Source organism: Streptomyces sp. NBC_00259 (assembly GCF_036181745.1).
GTDB lineage: Bacteria > Actinomycetota > Actinomycetes > Streptomycetales > Streptomycetaceae > Streptomyces > Streptomyces pratisoli.
In genome coordinates, this window is the sequence record NZ_CP108080.1 from 4,153,197 (window position 1) to 4,175,659 (window position 22,463).

The 22,463-nt window shown below is 71.5% G+C and carries 19 protein-coding genes and 1 pseudogene; 5 read left to right on the forward strand and 15 right to left on the reverse strand.

Translation table 11 applies throughout. The features are described from left to right. Positions 1 to 284 precede the first annotated feature (284 nt). Positions 285 to 512, forward strand: a pseudogene (locus tag OG766_RS18720) (His/Gly/Thr/Pro-type tRNA ligase C-terminal domain-containing protein); the annotation flags it as partial. A 145-nt stretch (positions 513 to 657) separates the two neighbouring features. Here the strand turns inward: OG766_RS18720 and OG766_RS18725 are convergent. Then, on the reverse strand, positions 658 to 2,088 hold the full coding sequence (locus OG766_RS18725) for a flotillin family protein (RefSeq protein ID WP_266380826.1): 1,431 nt from the start codon (positions 2,086 to 2,088) through the stop codon (positions 658 to 660). Between the two features lie 178 nt (positions 2,089 to 2,266). Continuing rightward, positions 2,267 to 2,770 (reverse strand): hypothetical protein, encoded by a 504-nt coding sequence (locus OG766_RS18730; RefSeq protein WP_328725817.1) that lies wholly within the window; start codon positions 2,768 to 2,770, stop codon positions 2,267 to 2,269. A gap of 206 nt (positions 2,771 to 2,976) precedes the next feature. Between OG766_RS18730 and OG766_RS18735 the strand changes: the two genes are divergently transcribed. Continuing rightward, entirely contained in the window at positions 2,977 to 4,038 is a 1,062-nt protein-coding gene (locus OG766_RS18735; RefSeq protein ID WP_266380828.1) for a PucR family transcriptional regulator, read from the forward strand. On the opposite strand, the gene OG766_RS18740 is transcribed toward OG766_RS18735, so the two are convergent. The 4 genes from OG766_RS18740 to OG766_RS18755 form a co-directional block, all read right to left on the reverse strand. Beyond that, positions 3,986 to 5,038 carry a serine hydrolase gene (locus OG766_RS18740; RefSeq protein ID WP_328725818.1) on the reverse strand — a complete coding sequence of 351 codons (1,053 nt, stop codon included), beginning with the start codon at positions 5,036 to 5,038 and terminating at the stop codon, positions 3,986 to 3,988. The genes OG766_RS18735 and OG766_RS18740 overlap by 53 nt on opposite strands. A gap of 369 nt (positions 5,039 to 5,407) precedes the next feature. Beyond that, complete coding sequence (locus OG766_RS18745; RefSeq protein WP_328725819.1) at positions 5,408 to 6,055, reverse strand: DUF305 domain-containing protein; 648 nt, start codon at positions 6,053 to 6,055, stop codon at positions 5,408 to 5,410. 92 nt (positions 6,056 to 6,147) lie between these two features. Continuing rightward, positions 6,148 to 6,636: a hypothetical protein gene (locus tag OG766_RS18750; RefSeq protein ID WP_328725820.1), complete on the reverse strand. Its 489-nt coding sequence runs from the start codon at positions 6,634 to 6,636 to the stop codon at positions 6,148 to 6,150. Positions 6,637 to 6,754: 118 nt separating this feature from the next. Further along, entirely contained in the window at positions 6,755 to 8,704 is a 1,950-nt protein-coding gene (locus OG766_RS18755) for an amino acid transporter (protein WP_266380836.1), read from the reverse strand. 461 nt (positions 8,705 to 9,165) lie between these two features. Here OG766_RS18755 and OG766_RS18760 point away from each other — a divergent pair, with 461 nt between their 5' ends. Then, positions 9,166 to 9,780 carry a flavoprotein gene (locus OG766_RS18760; RefSeq protein ID WP_328725821.1) on the forward strand — a complete coding sequence of 205 codons (615 nt, stop codon included), beginning with the start codon at positions 9,166 to 9,168 and terminating at the stop codon, positions 9,778 to 9,780. On the opposite strand, the gene OG766_RS18765 is transcribed toward OG766_RS18760, so the two are convergent. The 8 genes from OG766_RS18765 to OG766_RS18800 form a co-directional block, all read right to left on the reverse strand. Then, complete coding sequence (locus OG766_RS18765) at positions 9,739 to 10,677, reverse strand: SCO2400 family protein (protein WP_328725822.1); 939 nt, start codon at positions 10,675 to 10,677, stop codon at positions 9,739 to 9,741. The two genes, OG766_RS18760 and OG766_RS18765, sit on opposite strands and share 42 nt — an antisense overlap. 242 nt (positions 10,678 to 10,919) lie before the next feature. After that, entirely contained in the window at positions 10,920 to 13,037 is a 2,118-nt protein-coding gene (locus OG766_RS18770) for a SpoIIE family protein phosphatase (protein ID WP_328725823.1), read from the reverse strand. 190 nt (positions 13,038 to 13,227) lie between these two features. Then, positions 13,228 to 14,490, reverse strand: a complete 1,263-nt coding sequence (locus tag OG766_RS18775) for a PP2C family protein-serine/threonine phosphatase (protein WP_266380847.1) — start codon at positions 14,488 to 14,490, stop codon at positions 13,228 to 13,230. A gap of 93 nt (positions 14,491 to 14,583) precedes the next feature. Beyond that, positions 14,584 to 15,897 carry a UDP-glucose dehydrogenase family protein gene (locus OG766_RS18780; protein ID WP_266380849.1) on the reverse strand — a complete coding sequence of 438 codons (1,314 nt, stop codon included), beginning with the start codon at positions 15,895 to 15,897 and terminating at the stop codon, positions 14,584 to 14,586. Between the two features lie 73 nt (positions 15,898 to 15,970). Then, positions 15,971 to 16,201 carry a hypothetical protein gene (locus OG766_RS18785; protein WP_266380851.1) on the reverse strand — a complete coding sequence of 77 codons (231 nt, stop codon included), beginning with the start codon at positions 16,199 to 16,201 and terminating at the stop codon, positions 15,971 to 15,973. 54 nt (positions 16,202 to 16,255) lie between these two features. Next, entirely contained in the window at positions 16,256 to 18,301 is a 2,046-nt protein-coding gene (locus OG766_RS18790) for a BTAD domain-containing putative transcriptional regulator (RefSeq protein WP_328725824.1), read from the reverse strand. Further along, entirely contained in the window at positions 18,289 to 18,522 is a 234-nt protein-coding gene (locus tag OG766_RS18795; protein ID WP_328725825.1) for a hypothetical protein, read from the reverse strand. Before OG766_RS18795 ends, OG766_RS18790 begins: the two co-directional genes overlap by 13 nt. A gap of 231 nt (positions 18,523 to 18,753) precedes the next feature. Continuing rightward, positions 18,754 to 19,077, reverse strand: a complete 324-nt coding sequence (locus OG766_RS18800; protein WP_328725826.1) for a hypothetical protein — start codon at positions 19,075 to 19,077, stop codon at positions 18,754 to 18,756. A 218-nt stretch (positions 19,078 to 19,295) separates the two neighbouring features. Here OG766_RS18800 and OG766_RS18805 point away from each other — a divergent pair, with 218 nt between their 5' ends. Beyond that, positions 19,296 to 20,291 (forward strand): LuxR C-terminal-related transcriptional regulator, encoded by a 996-nt coding sequence (locus OG766_RS18805; RefSeq protein ID WP_328725827.1) that lies wholly within the window; start codon positions 19,296 to 19,298, stop codon positions 20,289 to 20,291. 87 nt (positions 20,292 to 20,378) lie between these two features. Here the strand turns inward: OG766_RS18805 and OG766_RS18810 are convergent, their stop codons facing one another. Then, positions 20,379 to 21,359, reverse strand: a complete 981-nt coding sequence (locus OG766_RS18810; protein ID WP_266380864.1) for a UDP-glucuronic acid decarboxylase family protein — start codon at positions 21,357 to 21,359, stop codon at positions 20,379 to 20,381. Between the two features lie 327 nt (positions 21,360 to 21,686). Here OG766_RS18810 and OG766_RS18815 point away from each other — a divergent pair, with 327 nt between their 5' ends. After that, positions 21,687 to 22,442 (forward strand): HalD/BesD family halogenase, encoded by a 756-nt coding sequence (locus tag OG766_RS18815; protein WP_266380869.1) that lies wholly within the window; start codon positions 21,687 to 21,689, stop codon positions 22,440 to 22,442. Positions 22,443 to 22,463: the final 21 nt, after the last annotated feature.

A 22,463-nucleotide genomic window follows, 5' to 3' on the forward strand; every position in this document is an offset into this window, starting at 1 on the left:
TCAAGAGCGACACCCGAAGGTCCTTCCGCGCGGGGCCCGGTGGTTGGCGCGGGCGGCTCGGGACGCCGGGGCCGCGGTTACCTGTACGGCTCACAGGCGGTTTCAGTTCAAGCGCCGGGAAACGCCTCCCAGCTTCCCTCACTCCAGCGGGAGTTGCGGAAACCGTACGGGGATCCGGCGCACGGTCGACGGCTGGTCCGGCGGCCGGTTGGGCGCCGGTTCGGCGGAACACCGGCACTTAACATGGCTATTCGTCCCGGTATCAAGGAGAGCAGCGCGGCGCCGCCGCGGAGGCGGCGGGCCGGCTGCGCGGGCGCGGGCTCAATGTGGAGCTGTACCACCAGCCGGACAAGGTGGCGAAGCAGGTGCGGTACGCCTCGCGCAAGGGCATTCCGTTCGTGTGGTTCCCTCCGTTCGCGCCGGGCCGCCCGCACGAGGTGAAGGACCTCGCGACCGGCGAACAGGTCGTGTCCGACGTCGAGACCTGGCGGCGCCCCTGGCGGCGCCCCTGACGGTGGTCCCGGCGGTGGCCGCCGGAACGGATGTGCGCCGGGCCCGTGCGCTCGCGTCGGCGTGCGCACGGGCCCGGGCTTCCCCCGTCCCACCCCCGTATGTCCGTCCCCCGGGCTCCCCGTTCCCGTTCCCCGTGGGGCCGGACTAGCCGGTGATCTCGATCGACCCGTTCGCGCTCGCCGAGGGCGAAGCGGCGGCCTTGCCGCCCGACCGTGCGGTCAGGCCCTTCAGCAACTCGGCGAGATCGACACCGGTGGTCGCGCCGAGCAGTTCCATGCCCTGGGCGACGTTGTCGGCGACCGTGCGCGGCAGTTGGCCGGCGCCGTCGGTGGAGATGACGGTCAGCTTGTCGATCGCGGCGAGCGGCTCGGCCGCCTTCCCGACGACCTGCGGCAGGACCTCGACCAGCATCTGGAGGACGGCCGCGTCGCCGTACCGCTCGAAGGCGTCGGCCTTCTTCTGCATGGCCTCGGCCTCGGCGGAGCCCTTGGCGGCGATGGCGGAGGCCTGCGCCTCGCCCTCGATGCGTACGGCGTCGGCGAGCGCGGCACGGTGGGCCTTCTCGCCCTCACCGGTCAGACGGGCGCGCTGGGCGTCCGCCTCCGCCTCCTTGACCAGGGCGATACGACGGGCCTCCGCCTCCTGCTCCGCCTGGTAGCGGGCGGCGTCGGCGGGCTTGCGCACCTGGGTGTCCAGCTCCCGGTCCGTCAGCGCGGCCTGCCGCTCGGCGACCTTCTCCTGCTGGCTCAGGATCTCCTGCCGGCGGTCGGCCTCGGCGAGCGGACCGGCGGCGGCGGCCCTCGCGGCCGCCTCGTCCGTCTCGGCCTTGATCTCGGCCTGCTTGAGCGCGAACGTCCGCTGCGCGATCGCGATCTCCTCCTCGGCCTTCAGCCGCGCCTGTTCCGAGGCCCGCCGCGCGACGGCCTCGGCGATGTCCGCCTCCTGCTTGGCGCGGGCGGCCTCGGGCCGGCCGAGGTCCTCGAGGTAGGAGCCCTCGGTGGTGATGTCCTGGATCTGGAAGGCGTCGAGCACCAGGCCCTGCCCGGACAGGCTCGCCTCGGCCTCTTCCGCGACCTGTCCGGCGAACGCCGCACGGTCACGGATGATGTCCTCGACCGACATCCGGCCGACGATCGACCGGAGCGCGCCGGAGAGCACTTCCTGGGTGAAGCCGACGATGCCGTTCTGCTGCATCAGGAAGCGCTGGGCGGCGGCCCGGATGGAGTCCTCGGTCCCGCCGACCTTGACGATCGCCACGCCCTCCAGATTCGCCTTCACACCGCGCAGGGTGACCGCTCCCCGCACGGCGACGGGGATGTGCCGGCTGGACAGGTCGAGCGTGAACTTCTGCTGGACGAAGGGGACGACGAAGACACCTCCGCCGACGACGACCTTCTGGCCGCTGTTGTCGGTGAAGACCCGGCCCGTCGCCGGATCGGTGGCCTTCTTGCCGCGGCGTCCGGTGATGATGAACGCCTCGCTGGGGCCTGCGACCTTGTAGCGGGTGACGACGACGAGGGCGAGCAGTACGGCGAGTACGACGATGCCCACCACGGCGGCGAGAACTGGGCTCATGCAAATCCCCTAGCGTGAAGAACGGTTCGGACAGAAGGCCAGAAGGTCAGAAGGCCGCAGTGGCCGGGTCGGCCGGGCCGGGCCGCTGGCCCAGGCCCTTGAGCCGGGTCGAAGCCGGCTCCTGGGGCGGGTCCGGCGGCGGGGCCTGAGGCGGTTTCGGAGGCGGGTTCGGAGCCGGTCAGTGTTCGACGGGTCGCACCACGACGGACGTCGCCGACGGAGTCGACTCGACCCACACCTCGGCGCCGCGGGCCACCGGGGCCGAGCTTCTGGCCGCGTACTTCGTGGGCCGGCCCCCGTGGTACAGCAGCACCTCGCCGTATCCGTCGGCAGGGATGCCCGTGACCACCGTGCCCGTGCTGCCCACGAGGTCTTCGCCACGTGGCGCGTCGGCGCCACGGTCGCTCATCAGCGCCCGGCTGAACCGCCACGTCGCCCAGCCGGCCCCCGCTCCGGCCACGGCCCCGATCCCTGACGCGGCGGCCGTCCCCAGGCTCGTGGTGCCGAGCGTGAGGGCGCCGGCGAAACCGAGCATCGACACGAACCCGGCGATCACGGGCAGCGACAGCAGCCCGTCGAGACCGGCCGGCGCGTCGAAGATCCCGTCGAGCACCCCGTCGAAGATCAGCGCGAGCACCAGCAGGACGAGACCGGCGATGCCGAGACCAAGAAACCAGCCCACTTCCCCCGCCTCCCCGTACTCGTGGACTCCCGAGGCCATCTCGATGCTGACACAGAAGGGATGGTTCAGACATTGCCTGGTTCCGGCAATCTTTACGCGTTCTTGATGCCGCAGTCGCACCGGGGACCCGCCTCCGCCCGTCTGACACCCTGGTGAAACCTCGCGCCAGGAACTCGTCATCGGCGCATCACGATTCAGGGGGACGCGTGACACGGCAGTCCGTTCCGGAGGACTATCTCGTCGGCTATGCCCGGATCCTGGCCGAGGTGGCCGCAACGGGCCGCCGACTCAACCGGGATGAGGTGCAGTCCCGCCGAGCGCTCGGTGAGAAGGCCGCGGAGGCCGGACACAGCCTGCGAACCCTCGTCGGCGAACACCTCGCCGCCACCCGCGCCGCCTGGCCGAACACCGCCGCCGACACGGTCCTCGTGGCAGTGGAACAGGCCATCGACGCCTTCGCCGAAGGCTACGAACGTGCCCAGCGTCTCGCCGTACGCCAGGAAGAGGCCGCCCGGCGCGAGTTCATCGACGACCTCCTCTACGGCGGCAGCGACCTGGGCCGCCTCGCCGAGCGCGCGGAGCGCTTCGGACTGTGGCTCTCCCACGCCCACGCCGTCGCGGTGGCCGGCGACCCGGCCTCCTACGACGAGACCGGTTCCGTCCTGCGCCGGGTGGAGCAGGCCGTCTTCACCCGCTTCGCCGACCGCCGCATACTGCTCACCACCAAGGACGGTAGGCTGGTCTGCATCGCCCCGGGCGACCAGGACGAGATCCTGGCCTTCTTCGCCAAGCACGCGCACGCCGCCACGGACGGCGGCCAGGTCGCCATCGGCCGGCCCCACCCCGGCCCCGGCGGCGTGGTCCACTCGTACGAGGAAGCTCTCAACGCCCTCGACCTGGCCGCCCGCATGAACCTGGACTCACCCGTGCTGCGCGCCGCCGACCTGCTCGTCTTCCCCGTCCTCGCCCGCGACCGGGCGGCGATGACCGATCTCATAGGCAGCGTCCTCGGGCCTCTCCAGCGGGCCCGCGGCGGCGCCGGTCCGCTGCTCGACACGCTGAACGTCTACTTCGACGCCGGCTGTGTCGCGGCGGAGGCGGCCCGCAGACTCAACCTCAGCGTCAGGGCGTTGACGTACCGCCTCGCGCGCATCCACAGCCTCACCGGCTCCGATCCGGCCGACCCGATGCAGCGCTACACCCTGCAGACCGCGGTCATCGGCGCCCGCTTCCTCGACTGGCCGGCTCAGGGCCTAGGCCAGGACTGACCGGGGCGGGCGCGGAGGGCGTTGCTCCCACCGGCCGTGACGCCTGGTGGAGCGCGGGCGACCGCTCCGGGTTCAGCTCGTGGTGGATGGCCTTCGCCACGCGCTCGATCGTCCTCGTGCCGTATTCGTATCCGACGTCCGGCGACTCGCCTTCAGGGACCCTGTTGTTCTCGGTGAGGATCACGAGGCCGTAGTCGTACGAGGAGCCGGTGACCGCGCTCATGCTGTGGACTTTCCAGTCCCCGCGGTCCCAGGGGTTCTTGATCCCGCTTTCGGAACGCTGAAGCCATCCGTTCTTGACCTGGACGACGGCGTCCGTCGGCGCCCCCGCCGGAGTCCCCCACCGCTGGTCGTCCTGCACATCACGCATGAGGCGCAGGATGTAGGCGCGCTCTTCGGCATCCAGTACCGAGTCGTCGTCACCGGTGAGCAGGCGAAGCAGTTTCGCGTGGTCCCTCGCGGTGATCTGAGTCAGTCCCATGACGCCCGCCCTGTTCAGGTCGGTGTCGTCCATTCCCGCCTCGTCCAGGAATTCCTGGATGTGGTGGCGCCCCAGTACCTTCCACAGGAGGTACGTCGCGTCGTTGTCCGAGCTCACGATCATTTCCCTGGCGAGCTTCCGCTCGCTCTTGGTCAGGCGGGTTCCTCTGGCCAGGAGCAGAGCTCCCAGGACGATCGGCTTGACCGTGCTCGCGGAGTCGTAGTGCGCGTCGGCGCGGTAGCTGCACGACGTACGGGTGGTCCGGTCGTACAGCGTGATCGAGGACCGACTCTCCCGATTCTTCAACGACTTCGCCATGCTCCGCACGAGGGACCCGGCCAGGCCGGTCTTTCCGGAGGTGCATTCGATGAGCCGGCCCTTGAGCCGCTGCGTCGCGGTCTCGATTCTGCGGGCATGGTCGGGATTGGCCTTGACCGCGACCGGGAGCACGGGGTTGACGAAGATCGCCAGGGCAACTACCCCAGAAGTCGCCGCGGAAGTCGCCCTGTTGAGTGTCAACTCTCTCCCCTTCCGCTTCCGGTCCACAGGCTGTGGACACCGCAGCACGTCCGGGTCGTTCCGATCCGTTGCCGGTCGGGTGGCCACCGACTGGAGAATTCGATCGTTCACCGCTTGTGGCCCGACGCTACAAGCCGGGTACGCGCCGTGCCTGCCGGGCCAGCCAATAGGTGTACCGGCCCTTTCCAAGGCGGCCGATCAGGCGAATGTCAGGCACCGGGGCGGCGGATCGCGACGCCCGGCCGGTGTCGGACGGCCGGGTGTGGAGGGGGTGCCGCTGTTCCGGGCTTCCGGGGCTTCCGGGTTTCCGGGCTTCCAGGTTTCCCGGGCCTCGCACCGAAGGCCCGGAACAGCGACGGGAGACCGGTGTCAGAGCCGGTCGAGGATGCTCCGCAACTGCTCGACCTCGGCGGACTGGGCCTTCACGACAGCGCCGGCGAGTTCCCTGGCGTCGGCATTGCGGCCGTCGGCCTGCTCGGTCCTCGCCATCTCGATGGCGCCGTTGTGGTGGTCGATCATCATCCGGGCGAACGTGCGGTCGAAGTCCGTGCCCTTGGCGGCGGTGAGGTCCGTCATGTCCTGCTCGGACATCATCCCGGCCGTGCCTCCGCCGCCGTGGTCCCCGTGCTCCGTGCCGGACGACTCGGGCTCACCCCAGGCGCCGAGCCAGGACCGCATGGTCCTGATCTCGGGGTCCTGGGCCTTCTCGACCGCCCGGGCCAGTGTCCTGATCTCCTGGTCGGACGCGCGGCCGGCGGCCAGTTCGGCCATCTCCAGGGCCTGCTGGTGGTGCGGGATCATCCCCTGCGCGAACGCGACGTCCGCGTCGTTGAACGCGCCGACGGCGGTCGGCGCGGTGGCCTTCGGAGCGGCGGCGCGGGAGTCCGTGGTCCCGTCCCCGCCGCAGCCGGCGAGGAGCAGGGCCCCGGCGGCGACGGCTGCCGTCACCACCATGCGGCGGTGCGGTGGCCGAAGGTGGGCGCGGCAGGACAGAGGGGCGTGCTTGAACGCGGTCATGACTGTGTACCTCGTGGTCGATTCCGAACGAGTTGAGGGAAAGGCGTCTCGGCGGGCGGTCCGCAAGGGACCGCCCGCGCAGGGAGACCGGCCTATGTCCGCAGAATCGACAGTTGTGCGAGGTCAGGGGCGCGCGGCGGTGGATCGGCCCGTACGTGGGCGACGACCGCGGAGGCGAGCCCGGCGAGCCGGTCGCGCCGGCCCGCGAACGCGGCGTGCAGCAGGGCGGCGAGAGCCCAGGCGCCGAGGACGGCCAGACACAGCGAGGCCATGTCCATGGCCATGCCGCCGGGCTCATGCCGCGGCGCGTCGGTGACGGGATTCGTGACGGGACCGGTGCCGGGACCCATGACGGCGACGCCCAGGGCGTCCGCAGGGTGCCCGTGCGCCGGCACCGCACCAGTGCCGGCCGTGTGCGAAGTCGTGTGCGTGGTCGTGTGCGTGGTGGAGGACATCCCCGAGCCGGAGCCTTCGCCGGGGTGGCCGACGGTGTGCATGACGAACACGCCGAGAACGAGCACGACGACCAGCAGGAGGCGCGTCGTCACGCCCACCGCTCGCCCGTACCGCCGCACCGTCACGCTCACCTCCGCTGCCTGCCTGACCGCCTGACCGCCTGACCGCCTGCGTGCCTGCGTGCGTGGATGCAGGCCTCCGCCGACGATAACCGACGCCGCTCGTCGTGCTGCTGTGTGCCGGTCAGCCGACGTGGACGCGGGGTCGGTTCGCGCGGTCCGGCTCGGCCTCGCGGAGTACCTCGCGGGTGACGGGGGCGACCTCGCCCTGGCCGAAGAGGAAGAAGCGGAGGAAGTTGGTGAACGGGTTGCCCTCGGACCATTCGAAGTAGATGTGCGGACGCCGCCCGGTGGCGTCGCGTACGTGCAGGAGGAGCGCGGCCAGGGCGTTGGGGATGGAGGAGCTCTCCAGGGTGAGGACGCGGTAGCGGCCGTGGAGCACCTCTCCGCGTACGGCCAGATGCGCCTCGAACTCCGAGGGGTCGACGACGGTGACCTCGACGAAGACGAGGTCGTCCTCGGCCGGGATGTCGTTGTCGGCGCGGATCTGGCGGATCTTGTCCCGGTACTCGGCGATGTCGCGCGGGCCGGGCTCGTTGGCGATGAAGCGTGCGGTGCGATTCGAGACGTCGCGGACGAACCGCTCGGCCATGGGGTCCAGCGTCATGCCCGTGACCCGCAGTTCGAAGGCGCGTGCGAGCCGCGACGCCAGGGAGAGCAGGATGATGCCGGCGATGAAGCAGGCGCCGATCTTCACGCCGTCGGGGCGTTCGACGATGTTGAGTGCGGTGGTGTAGAGGAAGACCGCCGAGATGACGGCGAAGGCGATCGTCCAGTTGCGCTGCCCGGCGCGGTGGGCGGCGATGGTCACCGCGATCGACGCGGAGCAGATCAGCACGAGCACACCGGTGGCGTACGCGCCGCCCTGGGCGTCGACGTCGGCGTCGAAGATCCAGGTGACGAGGAACGCCACCAGGATGAAGACGATCACCATGGGGCGCACGGCGCGCGCCCAGTGCGGGGCCATGCCGTAACGGGGCAGGTACTGGGGCATCAGGTTCAGCAGCCCGGCCATGGCGGAGGCGCCGGCGAACCAGAGGATGGCGATGGTGGCGACGTCGTAGACGGTGCCGAAGGCGCTGCCGAGGTAGTCGTGCGCCAGATACGCGAGCGCACGTCCGTTGGCCTGGCCGCCCGGCTCGAACTCCTTCGCCGGGATGAGCAGGGTGGTGATGAAGCTGGTGGCGATCAGGAACACGCTCATGATCAGCGCGGCGGTGGTCAGCAGCTTCTTCGTGCCCCGGATACGTCCCGCGGGTTTCTCCTCGGTGTCGCCGGGCTCGCCCTCGACGTGCGGCATGACCGCCACACCGGTCTCGAAGCCGGAAAGGCCCAGCGCCAGCTTGGGGAAGACGATCAGCGCCACTCCGATCATGGCCAGAACGTTTCCGTGCTGGGTGGTCAGGGCGGTGGACCAGTCGGTGACGACATGGGACTCGGTGGCGATGTGCCACAGGCCCACCACCACGATGACCGCGTTCAGGGCCAGATAGGCCCCGACCAGCGCGACGGCGACGCCGATCGCCTCCAGGAAGCCCTTGAGGAACACCGCCCCGAGCAGCGCGATCAGCAGCAGGGTGACGAGCAGTTGCTGCCCGTGCAGAAAGCCGGGCACATGCGGGTTCTCCACCAGGTGGATGGAGGAGTCGGCGGCCGACAGGGTGATGGTGATGAGGAAGTCGGTGGCGGCGAAGCCGAGCAGGGTCAGGACGAACAGCTTGCCCTTCCAGAACGACAGCAGCCGCTCCAGCATGGCGATCGAGCCCTGGCCGTGCGGGCTTTCCTCGGCCACCCGCCGGTACACCGGCAGTGCGCCCGCCAGGGTGACGATGACCAGGACGATGGTGGCGATCGGCGACAGCAGGCCCGCGGCGAGCGCGGCGATGCCTGGCTGGTAGCCGAGCGTGGAGAAGTAGTCGACGCCGGTCAGGCACATGACCCGCCACCAGCGCTGCCCCTTGTGCGCGGCCGGCGGCCCGGCGGGCACTCCCTTCTGGTGCCTGGCCATGTCGGACAGGCCTTCCAGCATCCACGCACGAAAGCGGCTCGTACGAGTGGGGAGGGGCGTGGCCATCGGTGCTCCTGACCTACGACGGATGTTTTCGGCCATCGCGGGAGACGGCCCGATCAGCGTAGGCAGGGATGGCCCCGCCGACCCACGTGAGCCCGCGTGGGTCGAGGGGCGGATGCGGGGCGCCCGCGAGGGGCCGTGAGACGGCGCAGAAGGGCGAGGAGGAGGGCTGCGCGGCCGCTGAATCGCCTCAACTTCGGGCATAGCGCCGCCTCGCGGCTGCCGGTGATCGGCGCGTGTGTGGCTGCGCCGTACGCCCGATCCCGCGATTCGGGAAGGTGTCAAGAAAGCGTTAGGGATTCCCGCGGGGGCGCACATATGGCGCAGTCGCGCCCATAGCTCCCCCGGCGGTTCCGTTCCGACGTCCTGCCGACCGCGGAAGCCCGAGCATGCTGGATCATCGGCCCTGACCGGCCCGCACCGAACCGAACAGCCCGCTCAGGACGTCGAAGGGGAGTTGCCGCGTGAGTGATCAGCCGAAGAAGCCGTTCCTGTACGTCGTGGTGTGCGCGGCCGGTATCGCCGGGGACGTCGGCACGCTCATCACCGCCGCGCAGGAGCAGGGCTGGGACGTCGGCGTGGTCGCCACCCCGCAGGGTCTCGGCTTCCTCGACCGGACCGCCGTCGAGGAGCGGACGGGTTACCCGATCCGTTCCGCCTGGCGCAGGCCAGGCGACCCGCGGCCGCTGCCGCCGGCGGACGCCATCGCGGTGGCACCGGCCACGTTCAACACCATCAACAAGTGGGCGGCCGGCATCTCCGACACCCTCGCGCTGGGCATCCTGTGCGAGGCGTACGGCGTCGGCATCCCCATCGCCGCGCTGCCGAGCCTGAACGCGGCGCAGGCGGCCCACCCCGCGTACCGGCGGAGCCTGGACGGGCTGCGCGAGATGGGCGTCCTGATCGGCGACCATGAGCCCGGCCTGACCGAGGCAGGTGGCGGCGTCGGCCACTTCCGCTGGGAGCAGGCGCTGGAACTGCTGGCACCGCACGTCCGGTCCGGTCGTCCGGCGCCGGCCGGCCCGACGGACCTCGGTTCAGCCGATGCACACACCGATCAGGCACACCTGCACCGGTGAGGACGGCTGCCCCGGCGGCGATGTCGGCAGGATGCCCAGGATCGGTGTGCCGCTGCCGCTGCCGGTGCTGGGAGCGTCGTTGGACGCCGGTGCCGTCGTCGCGGGAGCCGGGGGCGTGACGGCCGCCGGGGCCTCGGCGTCGCCGGCGTGCGTTCCCTGTGCCGGCGGGGGTGTGGTGTGCTGCCCGGTGCTCGCCGGCGCCGTGGACCGGACCGTGGCGCCGGTGTCCTGCTGACGGCTCGTCGCCGCGGCGGAAGGCGAGGTGGTGCCGGTGGCGTTCTGCTGTCGGCCGGTCGTCGTCGGCGGCCGACTGCCGGGGTGCCGCGCCCCCGTGGTGTCCGGCTGCTCCGTCGACGAGCCGGTGGGCACGGTCCGGGGCATCTCCGCGGTCACCGGCTCCGGCGGCGGAGCCGCGTGCGCGTGGCTGGTGGACGGCTTGCCGGACGGCAGTGCGGCCACGGTCAGGCCGCCGCCGACGAGGGCGACGGCCGTCGCCGCCAGGGCCCGGCGCCGGTTCTTCTTCCAACGGGCCAGCTGCCGGCGCCGAGCCGCCCGGCCCTGCCCGGTGGACGCGGTGCCTTCGAGGCCGTCGGACGCGTCGGTGCCCGCTGCCTCCGCCCCGGCTTCCGTCCCCGCCTCCGGCTCCATGTCGACGAACGCGCTGCCGCCGATCGGTGCGGAGCCGGAACGGCGAGTGCCGGCGTAGGGCCCCGGAGCGGGGAACTCGTTCGCGGCGGGGAACTCCTCCGCACGCCATGCCTGCCGCGCCGTTCCGGTGGCGGCGAACCCGCCGTGGGGGCGAGCGCCGGCAGGGGCGATGTCCGGAGCGTATGCGCCGCACCCCGGACACACGAGTGCCCCGTTGAGGTTCCGTCGGCACGTGGAGCAGTAGTCCATCTGCGAATCCTTCTGGTCCGACTGCGTCGCCAGGGACGCCGACGACCTGTTTCGCGTTCGCACGCGGGATCGAGTGGGCAGTAACGCTACTGGCGGCCCCCGGCGTTGTTGCGCAGCGCTTGTGACGCTGCTGCGAAGGTTTGCCGTCCGTGGCATCCCGTACTCCCGGACATGTCGTCACGAATGCCGGGATGGGACACCGGACGTGGCGGTGCGGCGTCCGTGGGCCCCTCACACTTCGGTCATGACTCCGGTCTCCGGCCGGGAGCGGCGCCCGGCAGCGCCTGTTCGGCCCAGATGGTCTTGCCGCGGCGGCCGGGACGGATGCCCCAGCGGTCGGTGAGCTGCGCGGTGATGTAGAGGCCGCGTCCGCCCTCGTCGCTGTCCAGGGCGCGGCGCAGATGCGGGGCGGTGCTGCTGTCGTCGGTGACCTCGCAGGTCAGTGCCCGGTCGCGGATGAGTCTCAGCTCGATGGGGCAGTCGGCGTACCGGACGGCGTTGGTGACCAGTTCGCTGACGATCAGTGCGGTGGTGTCCGCCCGGTCCGCGAGGCCCCACCGGCCGAGTTGGCCGACGGTGAGTCTGCGTGCCGTGGCGACGACTTCGGGAGTGTTGGGCAGCGACCAGGAGGCGGTGTGGTCGGCGTCGAGCGCCCGGGTGCGGGCCAGGAGCAGGAAGGCGTCCTGCCGGGGGTGCGCAGCGGCCACCTCGTCGAAGATCGCGTCGCAGGTCTGCTGCAGTGACTCCCGGGGTGCCGTGGAACGGACGGCGTGGCGTACCCGGTCCAGCGGAAGCCGGGCACCGTTAGGGCCTGCCGGGAGCATGGCCTCGTTGTAGAGGACCAGGGTGCTGCCTTCCGGGAGGGCGCACTCGGCGACGGTGTACTGGGCGAGCCCCTCACCCAGGGGCGGGCCTTCGGGGACGTCGGCGAGTTCCACGCCGCCGGGGTGGACGACGGTCGGTGAAGGGTGCCCGGCCCGGGCCATCGCACAGCGACGGGTCGCCGGATCGTAGACCGCGTACAGACAGGTGAGGAGACGCGGGGCCCGGTCGTCGGGATCGCCCCCGGATCCCCGCGTCGGTCTGCTCACCAGGTCGTGCAGCCGCTCCAGAAGCTCGTCCGGCGGCAGTTCCAGGTCGGACAGCGCCGTGATCACGGCACGGAGTTCCGCCGTGGCCGCGACGGCCTCGATGCCGTGCTCGGCGGTGCCGCCCGTGGCGAGTGCGACCCGGGCTCCGGACAGCGGGATCACGTCCGCCCAGGTGCTGCCCGCCCCGGCCGGCAGGGAGTTCTGCGCGGTCTCCACGGCCGTGCACATCTCGAGCTCCGAGGGCCGCCGGCCCCGCTGGAGGAATCCCGCCACCGAGCGTTCGCGGCTGTAGAGGCGGGCGTTGTCCAGGCACAGCGCGGTGCCGGCGGCCAGCTGCCGTGCGAGCGCCAGGTCCTGCTCGTCGAACGGCGTCGCGTTGCGCCATCGGTAGAAGCAGGCGAGCCCGAGCACCACCCCGCGGGCGCACATCGGCACCACCATCATCGAGTGGGCGCGCGCCGCGAGCAGCCGTGCGTCGCGGTCGCGCTTCGGATCCAGCCAGGGGGCGTCCGCATCGAGGTGGCGGTCGAGGTGCGGCCGCAGACTCGACATGGCGTCACGGAACGGGCTGCCGACGGGGTAGGCGCTCACCTCTCCGACCTTGGGCACCCCGTGCCGGGCCTTGTCGGCGCAGGAGCGGAAGCCCGCGCGCCGCAGCGTGAGGTTCCCGGGCACCGTGCCGGGAGTCGGGGCCTGGCCGTGCAGGACGGAGTCCAGCACGTCCACGGCGACCGAGTCGGCCAGCTCCGGCACGGCCACCTCGCACAGTTCCGCGGCGGTGCGGAAGACGTCCAGGCTCGTCCCGATCGAGGTTCCGGCGCGGTTCAGCAGCTTCAGCCGCCCCTCGGCCCTGGTCCGCGTGGTGATGTCGGTGATGGCGTTGGCCAGACCGAGCACGGTGCCGTCGGTGTCCTGGATGCGGAAGCAGTGCGCGCAGACCATGCGCTCGACGGCCGGGACCCGGGGGCTTCGTACCCGGAACCGCAGATCGAGCAGGGGCATTCCGGTCTCCAGCACGATGCGGGCGCGGCTCTCGATGTCCTGGGCGTTCTCGACGCCGAAGGCGTCCAGTACGTCCCGCAGCGGCCGGCCGAGCATCCGGTCGAGGGGAAAGTCCCGGATGAGCCGTGCGGCCGCGTTGACCCGTACGAGCCGCAGCCCGGTGTCCATGATGTGCAGGCCGATCGGCGACTGCGAGAAGAGCGCCGCCAGCACGGCCTCGTCCAGGCGCGGCCCTGCGGGACCCGACGAGTGCTGCGGAGTACTCACGACGTACGCCTGCTCTCCCTCACGGACGCCGGTGCCGGACATCCGTCCCGACCAGTACGAGCAAACCACCGCATCGCCGTCGATCGCCACCGGCGCCGACCGTCGGAGTTACCCGGCTTCGCCGTCGAGGAGGTGCCCGTCCCGGCCCCCGGCCCCCGGGCGACGTCCTTCACACCCTGAGAGCCGTTGATCAGAGCCGTACGACGACGAGAGCGGTGTCGTCGTCAGGGCCTTCGGCGACGGGAGAGAGGTCGACGAGCAGGGCGTCGGCGAGGCTTTCCGGCGCGAGGCCGTCGTGCCGGGCGAGGCTTCGGGCGAGGCGCTCCAGTCCCGCGTCGATGTCCTCGTCGCGGCGTTCGATCAGGCCGTCCGTGTACAGCACGAGGGTGGCGCCGGGCTCGTAGCAGTGGGTGGCCTCGGACCTGGCGCTGTCGTCGTCCAGGGCGCCGAGGGGCGGATCCGCTGCTTCGTCCAGGACGTCGACGGTGCGGCCGTCGGGGCGAAGCAGCATCGGGGGCGGGTGGCCGGCGCGGCTGTAGGTGATGGTGCGGGCTCGCTGATCGATGACCGTCTGGACGGCGGTCGTCGCCAGGGCGCCCTCGACGGTGAGGGCGTACAGGGCGAGGGCCTTGAGCGCGGTGGCGGGCTGTCCGGTGGCACGGATGGCCGTGCTGAGGGCGCTGCGGAGCTGGCCCATGAGACTGGCGGCCTCCAGACCGTGGCCGACCACGTCGCCGACCGCGACCATCAGCCGGTCAGGGGGGACGTCGATGAAGTCGTACCAGTCACCGCAGACGTTGAGGGCACTGGTCGCCGGGCGGTAGCGCACCGCGACATTGCTGTGTCCCAGCGGGGCGGTCGGGAGCATGGCGCGCTGCAGGCCGACGGCGATCTCGCGATCGCGGCGGTGGGCACGGCGCAGCTGTTCGTTCAGCTCCTGCAGGCCCTGGAAGCGTGCGAGCAGGGCGGCCGTCGTGGACTCCTCGTCGCTGAGCGCCTCTTCGGACTCCTGCAGCGCCGTACGGGCCCGGACCATGTCGGTGACGTCGTCGACCCGGGAAAGGATCAGCACCACCTGCCCGTCCGGACCGAGTACGGGTGCGTTGACGGGACTCCAGTACCGCTTCTCGACCGCTTCCGACGGCATCGCGAAGTCGTACCTCTGCAGCGCCATGCTGTCCGGTTCCCCGGTGGCGAGCACCCGGTCGACGGACGCGCGCAGCCGGGTACCGGGCGCCTCCTGGTCGGCAGGGTTGGTGGGAAACACCTCGAACACCGAACGGCCCACGAACTCGTCCCGACCGCGCCGGGACAGCGTCAGGAGTGCCTGGTTGGCGTCCACGATGACCAGGCCGGGGGTGAGCAGCAGCGCGGGTCCGGGGGACGCGCGGAAGACCGCCTCGTAGTCGACCGCGCGTCGCGGAGCCTCACCGCCGGCCTCGGGTTCGCTCACCCTCAGACGTCTACCGCGCGACCGGACCGCACGCCGCTCCGACACTCCCACAGGACCGACGAAAGCATCGCGTCGTCCGTACCGGCAGCTTTCTCAACGGGGGTACCGCGTGGCCCGCCCCACGCCCATGTGGGTGAAGCCCGCCGACAGGAGGACGGAGGGGTCGAGCAGGTTGCGGCCGTCGAGGAGCAGAGGGTTCCGCATCCGGCGGGCGGCGGCCGGCCAGTCGACGTCGGTCAGCTCGGGCCACTCGGTGACCAGGATCGCCGCATCCGCGTCGGTCATCGCCCCGAGGGGGTCCGGCAGGCGGGTGGTGGAGGACCAGGGCTCCTGGTGGCCGTCGGCGCCCGGCGCCATCGGGTCCCAGCAGGTGACCGTGGCGCCCTCGGCGAGAAGGCGGGAGGCGATGATCGCGCTCGGGGCCTCGCGCATGTCGTCCGTGCCCGGCTTGAAGGTCATGCCCAGCAGCGCGATCCGACGGCCCTTCAGGCCGTCGAGCTCGGTCTTGAGCCGCTGGATGGCGCGCCTCGGCTGGAGCTCGTTCACCTCGATGACGGCGTTGAGCAACTGGAAGGGGTAGCCGGAGTTGCTGGCCATGGCACGCAGCGCGCGTGAGTCCTTCGGGAAGCACGATCCGCCGTAGCCGAGCCCCGCCTTCAGGAAGTGGGGCCCGAGGCGGTGGTCGAGGCCCACGGCGCGGGACACGTGCCCGATGTCCGCGCCGGTCGCCTCGCAGACGGTCGCGATCTCGTTGATGAAGGTGATCCGCGTGGCGAGCAGGGCGTTGGAGGCGAGTTTGACCATCTCCGCCGAGGCGACGTCCATCAGCTCCACCGGGGAGTCCACCGCGCCGTAGAGGTCCGCCACCCACCGGGCCACGCCGGCGTCCGAGGCACCGATCACCACGCGGTCGGGGCGCAGGAAGTCCTCGACCGCCCTGCCCTCCGCGGTGAACTCGGGGTTCGCGGCGTATCCCACGTGGCCGAGGCCCCGCTCGTCGAGGGCGGCCCGCACGCGCGCACCCGTACCGACCGGCACGGTGCTCTTGACGACGACCGCGACGAGATGGGACGCGTCACGGAGGGCGTCGACGACCGCCCAGACGCGCGAGAGGTCGGCGTCACCGGAGGCGGTGGGCGGGGTGTCGACACAGACGAAGACCACCTCGGCGTCGCGTACGGCTTCGTGCACGTCCAGCGTGAACGCCAGCCGCTCCTTGTTCTGGCTGATCAGGTCGCCCAGGCCCGGTTCGAAGAAGGGCACTTCGCCGGAGTTGAGCAGCCCGATCCGCTCGGGCCGGATGTCACGTACGACGACACGGTGACCCAGCTCCGCGAAGCACGCTCCCGTGACCAGGCCGATGTAGCCCGCACCGAAGACGGCGATTCTGCGGGACGTGCCAGTCATCAATCGATTCCATTCTCTTGTTCCGGTGGGACATCGCTGTCCGAGTGGGACCGCCCGCGCCGCCGGGGGCGGTTCAGGCGCGACGTCCCTTGTTCCTGGGGTGGTTGCGGGCGGTGCGCTCGTTGCCGAACTTGTACGAGCCCGTCCAGCGCGCCATCACCTCCTGCGCGTCGCCGGACTCCACCTCCGCGGCGAACTGCTCGGCACGGTCGCCGCGCAGTGTCGTGGCCTTACGGCCGCGATGGGTGATGACGATGGTGCCGTCGGCGCGGGTTTCGTAGCTGAAACCGGAAGGGCGTGGCATGAGCGGACCTGCCTCGTTTCTCGGGGGTTCTTCGGTGGGCTCGCGGACCGGACGTCAGGCCGTGTCGCCTGTTCTGGCCAGTGCCCAGGAGGAGCGCACCGGCAACACGTGGGGGACGGCGCCTTCCTCATCGGCCAGCATGTCGCGGGCGAAGAGCCGGACCAGCGGGTGCAGCCGGTACGCGTAGCCGCCGGGCTGCCGGACCACCTCGGCCCAGTGGGCGGCCGCGAGGTCGGCGAGCAGTTCCTCGGCCTCCTCGTGGCCGGTCCCCAGGGCGCGGGCGGCCGTGCGGGCCTGCACCGGATGCGGGCCCAGCTCGGAATGGAAGCGCAGGGCCCGGCGCGCGGAGGGCGTGAGGCGGCGGTACGCCTCCATGAGACGGTCGCGCAACGACAGGTCGGAGAAGGCCAGTTCCGCCAGCGTCCGGCCGGGGTCGGTGAGCCGGTCGGCGTGCCGGGACAGGGGCCAGTGCCCCCGGGCCGCGACCTTCGCGCCGGCGATGCGCAGGGCGAGCGGCAACCCGGCGCAGGCGTCGACGACGGCGGCCGCGGAGGCGGGTTCGGCGCCCGTGCGCAGGCGCCCCGCCAGCTTGTCGAAAAGGCTCCCGGACTCGGGCGGCGAGAGCGGCCCCAGTACCGTGCGGCTCACACCCTCCAGCGCGTAGAGCCCCGATCGGCTGGTGATGAGCACCGCGCACCCGTCGGTGACGGGCAGCAGCGGGCGCAGCGTGCGTTCGTCGGCCGCGTCGTCGAGCACCAGCAGCACCCGCCTGTCCGCGGTACGGGTGCGCCAGGCGCGCATGCGCTCGTCGAGGGTGCCCGGTATCCGGGCCGCGGGAACGCCGAGCAGCCGCAGCAGTTCGGCGAGCGCGTCCGCCGTGTCCAGCGGCCGCGGGCCGGAGCCGCGCAGATCGAGGTGGATCTGCCCGTCCGGGTAGGAGGGTTTGACGCGGTGTGCCGTCTGGAGCACGACGGCCGTCTTGCCGATGCCGGGCATTCCGGTCACCACGTGGACCGCCTGATCGGGGCGGCGCGGACGGCGGGTGGTCAACGCGGTGCCCAGCCGCATCACTTCCTGGTCGCGTCCGGTGAAATCGGCGGGTGGGGGCGGCAGTTCGGCCGGCCTGAGGGGGCGCTCCCCGTGCGGCGCCGACGCCGGGGCCGTGGCCGTCACCGGCCCTGCCGGAGCGGACGCTCGCCCGGCCGCCGCCGCCACCGCCGCTCCCACCGCGACCGGCTCCCGCGCCGTCGGTGCCACGGCGGGAGCCGGCTTCGCGGACGCCTTCGGCACCGCGCCCCGCGAGGCCCGCGGGACTCGCGGCAGCAGGGCCGGATCGCCGGACAGCAACGCCTGGTGCAGGCGGCGCAGTGCGGCCGAGGGCTCCAGGCCCAACTCGTCGGCGAGCGTGGCCCGGGCGGCCCGGTAGGCGGCGAGCGCGTCGGCCTGCCGTCCCGACCGGTACAGCGCCGTCATCAGCTGGCCGCGCAGTCCCTCACGCAGGGGGTCGGCGGCGATGAGCGCGATGAGTTCGGGGATGAGCGCGGCGTGCCGACCCAGCTCCAGATCGGCGTCGATACGCCGCTCCAGGGTGACGAGGCGCTCCTCCTCCAGCCGGTCGCGCTCGACATCGGCGAGCGCGTCGCAGACCCCGCCCAGTGCCACGCCCCGCCAGACGGCGAGGGCGCGGCGCAGTTCGTCGGCCGCGGTCGCCGCACGGCCCGCGGCCAGGGCCTCGGCGCCGCGCGCCGCCCGCTCCTGGAACTCCAGGAGGTCGACGCGTACGCCCCGGTCGGGCAGTCCGAGGAGATAGCCCGGGCGGCGGCGCTCCACCTCGACGCCGGGGCCGAGCAGATGCCGGACCCGGGAGGCGTAGGTGTGGAGCTGGGCCGGGCAGGTCGTGGGCGGGCGCTCGTCCCAGAGCAGGGCGGTCAGTCTGCTGTCGCTCACCACCCGGCCCCGGGCGAGGAGCAGCGCGGCCAGCATCGTGCGGGGCTTGGGCCCGCCCAGCTTGACCGGAGTGCCGCCGCGGTGGGCCTCGACCGGCCCGAGGAGGTTCAGATGAAGCGTCTCCGCGGAACCCACCGCGGTCACGGGCCCCATATGTTGCCGTTCCTCGACTCGTGAGCCGGCTTGCCGTGCTTGCCGTGCGTGCCGTGCGTGCCGTCGGCCACGATCGTGCCCGGGTGCCCCGCGGGTCCTCCGTGGGCGCCGGCAGCCGTGGTGGCGACCGCCCCGGCCACCGTCCCGGTCCCCACGAGGACGGCGGCGAGCGTGGCGGCCGCGAACGCCGTCTTGCGCTTGGCACGGATGGAAGTCTGCATGGGTCCCCCTGGAAGCATCGGCTGAGCGGAGTCATCCGGGTCCCCCGGCCGACCGCATCGGCCAGGTTTGCGCGCCTTCACCCCTTGACCGGCGCTCTGTCCCGGTGAGACCACTCTGCTCGGGACCGGAAGCTTTGCCCAGGGGTTTCCCATGTCAGGGACCTGCAATGGCAGGACGAGGACACGCCCGCCGGCCCGGGCGCACCCGAGGCGCACCCCGGGCGCCCCTCGTCAGCCCTCCAGGGCCAGCAGGTCCACGAGCAGCGTCAGCGGCATCGTGGAGAGCCTTCTGAACCGCAGGCCCCGGACCGTGCAGCGCCTCAGCACCGCGTCCGCGGCCCGTTCCGACTCGGTCAGCGTGCGATGGGAGAGGAAGAGCACCACGTCGAGGGACGGCGCGGCGCCCCGGGGGAGCGGTCCCGTGGGCGACGGCGCCGGCTGGACGTAGATGTGCTCCACCCCGTCGTCCGGACGGGCCGCCTCCGACAGCAGGATGCGGACGTCCGACGGGGAGAGGCGCGCGGTGGACTCCAGCCGGACGTCTACGAGATACATGACCGCCCCGCCGTGCCGCGCCGGACCGGTTCCCCGAACTCCGCGCCGCCCGTGGTTCCGTCATCGGCACCGGCGGTAACAACCGTGTCGCCGAGGCCGGAAACAGCTCCGTCCGGATTCCGCCATCGCGTATCGTGTGCGGCCGCGTCCCCGACCACGGACGCGGGCGCGGGAATGATGTGCGGTGCGACCCACCGCCGCCCTGGGGGAGGGGAATCATGCTTGGTCGATTGGGGATCGGCCCGGATGAGGAAGCGGTGTATCGCGTCATGCTCAAGGACGGGCCGGGGGCGGTTTCCGGCCTTGCCGAGGCTTTGGGGTGGACCGAGGAGCGTGCGCGTTCGGCCCTGGACCGGCTGGCCGCACTGTCGCTCGTACGGCCTTCGGCGGACGGCGGCCCGGACCGTCCCGTCGACCCCGAGCTGGGCCTGACGTCGCTCCTCGCCAGCCAGGAGACCGAACTCCTGGAGCGCGAGAGACAGATCAGGGCGAGCCGGGTCGCGGTGGCGGGCATGCTCGCCGACATCCGTGCCACCGGCGGACATGACGTCACCGAGGTGCAGAAGCTGCGGTCCATGGACCAGATCCAGTCGAAGATCGAGCATCTGGCCGAAACCTGTACCACCGAGATAGCGGCGTTCGTTCCGGGCGGAGGCCAGAGCGAGGAGCATCTGGAGGCCGCCCGGCCGCTGGACACCTCGACCAGCGACCGAGGCGTACGCCTTCGGTACATCTTCCTCGACAGTTGTCGTAACTCTCCTGCGACCAGGGAGTACGTGGCCTGGCTGGGGGAGCGCGGTGGTCTGGTGCGCACCGTGCCCCGGCTGCCGCTGCGGATGCTCATCTACGACCGCAGCAGGGCGATCGTGCCGATGGACCCGGCCGCGGCCGACATGGGGGCGCTGGTGCTGGACGGCACCGGCGCGCTGACCGCGCTGCTCGCCCTCTTCGATCTGACCTGGCAGCAGGCGCAGCCGCTCGGTGAGAGCGCGGCCGAGGCCGCGGCCGACACCGGCAACGATCTGACCCCGCCGGAGCGGGCCGTGCTCGATCTGCTCACGGAGGGGATGACGGACGAGGCGATCGCCCGCCAACTGGGCGTTTCCGTACGGACGATACGGCGCGTCACCGCCGATCTGTCGCAACGCCTGGGAGCGCGCAGCCGGTTCGAGGCGGGGGTGCTCGCCACCAGCAAGGGCTGGGTGAACCTCTGACCGCTGCCGTCCCACGACCGCCGACGTCCGACGCACCACGCCTGCCCCCGATCCGGTTGGCCCTCGGCCGAACGGTGCCAGCGGGTTCTACATTTCCTCTGCACCGGCGAGCTGCAGGCCCTGAAGGCCGGTGTCCAGCCGGGTGCGGAACCAGTCGATCGTCTCGGTCAGACCGCGCTCCGTCGTGAACCGCGCCGTCCAGCCGAGCTCTTCGCGCGCCTTCGCGGTGTCGGGCCGGCGCAGCGACGGATCGTCCGTGGGGCGCGGCACATGCACGATGTCGGAGGTGGATCCGGTGAGTTCCCGGATCCACTCGGCGAGCCTGAGGACCGATATCTCCTCCTGGTTCCCGAGGTTGACCGGTCCCGCCACCTCCGACTCCGCCATCCGCACGATGCCGTCGATCAGGTCGGGCACGTAGCACAGCGAGCGCGTCTGCGAGCCGTCGCCGGCCACGGTGATCGGCTGCTGGTCGAGTGCCTGCCGGATGAAGGTGGGCACGGCGCGGCCGTCGTGGGCGCGCATCCTCGGCCCGTACGTGTTGAAGATCCGGACGATGCCCGTGTCGACGCCGTGCGTGCGGCGGTACGCCATCGTGATCGCCTCGGCGTAGCGCTTGGCCTCGTCGTACACCGAACGCGGCCCGACCGGGTTGACGTTGCCCCAGTAGGTCTCCGGCTGGGGGTGCACCAGGGGGTCGCCGTACGTCTCCGAGGTGGAGGCGAGGACGAACCGAGCGCCCTTCTCGCGGGCCAGGTCGAGCAGATGCCGGGTGCCTTCCGAGCCCACCCGCAGGGTCTCCAGGGGCAGTTCGAGGTAGTCGGCCGGCGAGGCCGGTGAGGCCAGGTTCAGCACGGCGTCGACCTGGCCCTCGATCGCCGGTGGTCCCGCCGTGACATCGGCCTCGACCAGCCGGAAGGCGTCGCCGACGAGATGAGCCACGTTCTCGGGGGACCCGGTGACGAAATTGTCCACGCAGAAGACCTGCCAGCCGTCCGCGAGCAGCCGTTCGCACAGATGTGAGCCGAGGAACCCCGCACCTCCGGCCACCACCGCTGTTCTCGTCATCGTTGTTTTCCTCTCCGGATTTGCACGCCATTTTCCGTGGCGGAGTTCCATGAGTCCCCCGCCTCTTTTGGGATTTGACAGCAACAAGCCAACTCCTGCAAGCGTGTGTATTTCATGGCGGAGCGGCCCATGAGTTCCTCATACGGCAGGTGAGATCTTCATGTCCGGGTGGGCGCATGGCTTCCTCATGCGCAATCGGTGAGGCCGGCACTACCGGACCGCGGGGGCGTTCACAAGAATCGAGGAGTCAACAGCGGAGAACCGGTCCGGTGCAGAGCCGCAGCGATGCCGGGGATTCCGCAGCTCCTATTCGAGGGGAAGTTCACCGTGTCCGAGAAGACCATCACCGCCGCGAATGTCGAAGAGCTGATCGCGAAGAACATCACGGAACGGTTCGCCGACGACCACGAGGTGCTCGGGCTCTCCCAGCAGTTCCGCCGCGAGGGCTACGTCAAGCTCCCCGGCCTGGTCTCGCCCGAGATCTTCGCCGCGGTCGCCGAGGAGACCCACCAGCTGAGCGACACCCACCAGAAGCGCATCGACATCCGTCTCAAGGAGACCGGCGACTCCCCGCGCTACATGTCCACGGTCGGCCAGAAGGCGATCGCCACGGACGGCTCGCTGATCCCGGCCGTGTACGAGTCCCCCGCGCTCAAGGCCTTCCTGTCCCGCCTGGCCAAGGAAGAGGTCATGGGCTGCCCGTGGGACGAGGAGAAGTACATCATCACCCGCCAGCACCAGAAGGGTGACACCCACGGCTGGCACTGGGGCGACTTCAGCTTCACCGTCATCTGGCTGATCGAGGCCCCGTCGCTGGAGTACGGCGGCATGCTGCAGTGCATCCCGCACACCGACTGGGACAAGGACGCCCCGCGCGTCGAGGAGTACCTGCAGAAGCACCCGATCCGCAGCTACGGCCACGCCAAGGGCGACCTGTACTTCCTGCGTTCGGACACCACGCTGCACCGCACCGTCCCGCTGAACGCCGACAAGACCCGCATCATCCTCAACACCTGCTGGGCCAGCCGCGCGGACCAGGAGAAGGCCGCCACGCACGAGACGATGAATGCGATGTTCGACTGACCCGGACCGGGTTGCGGACAG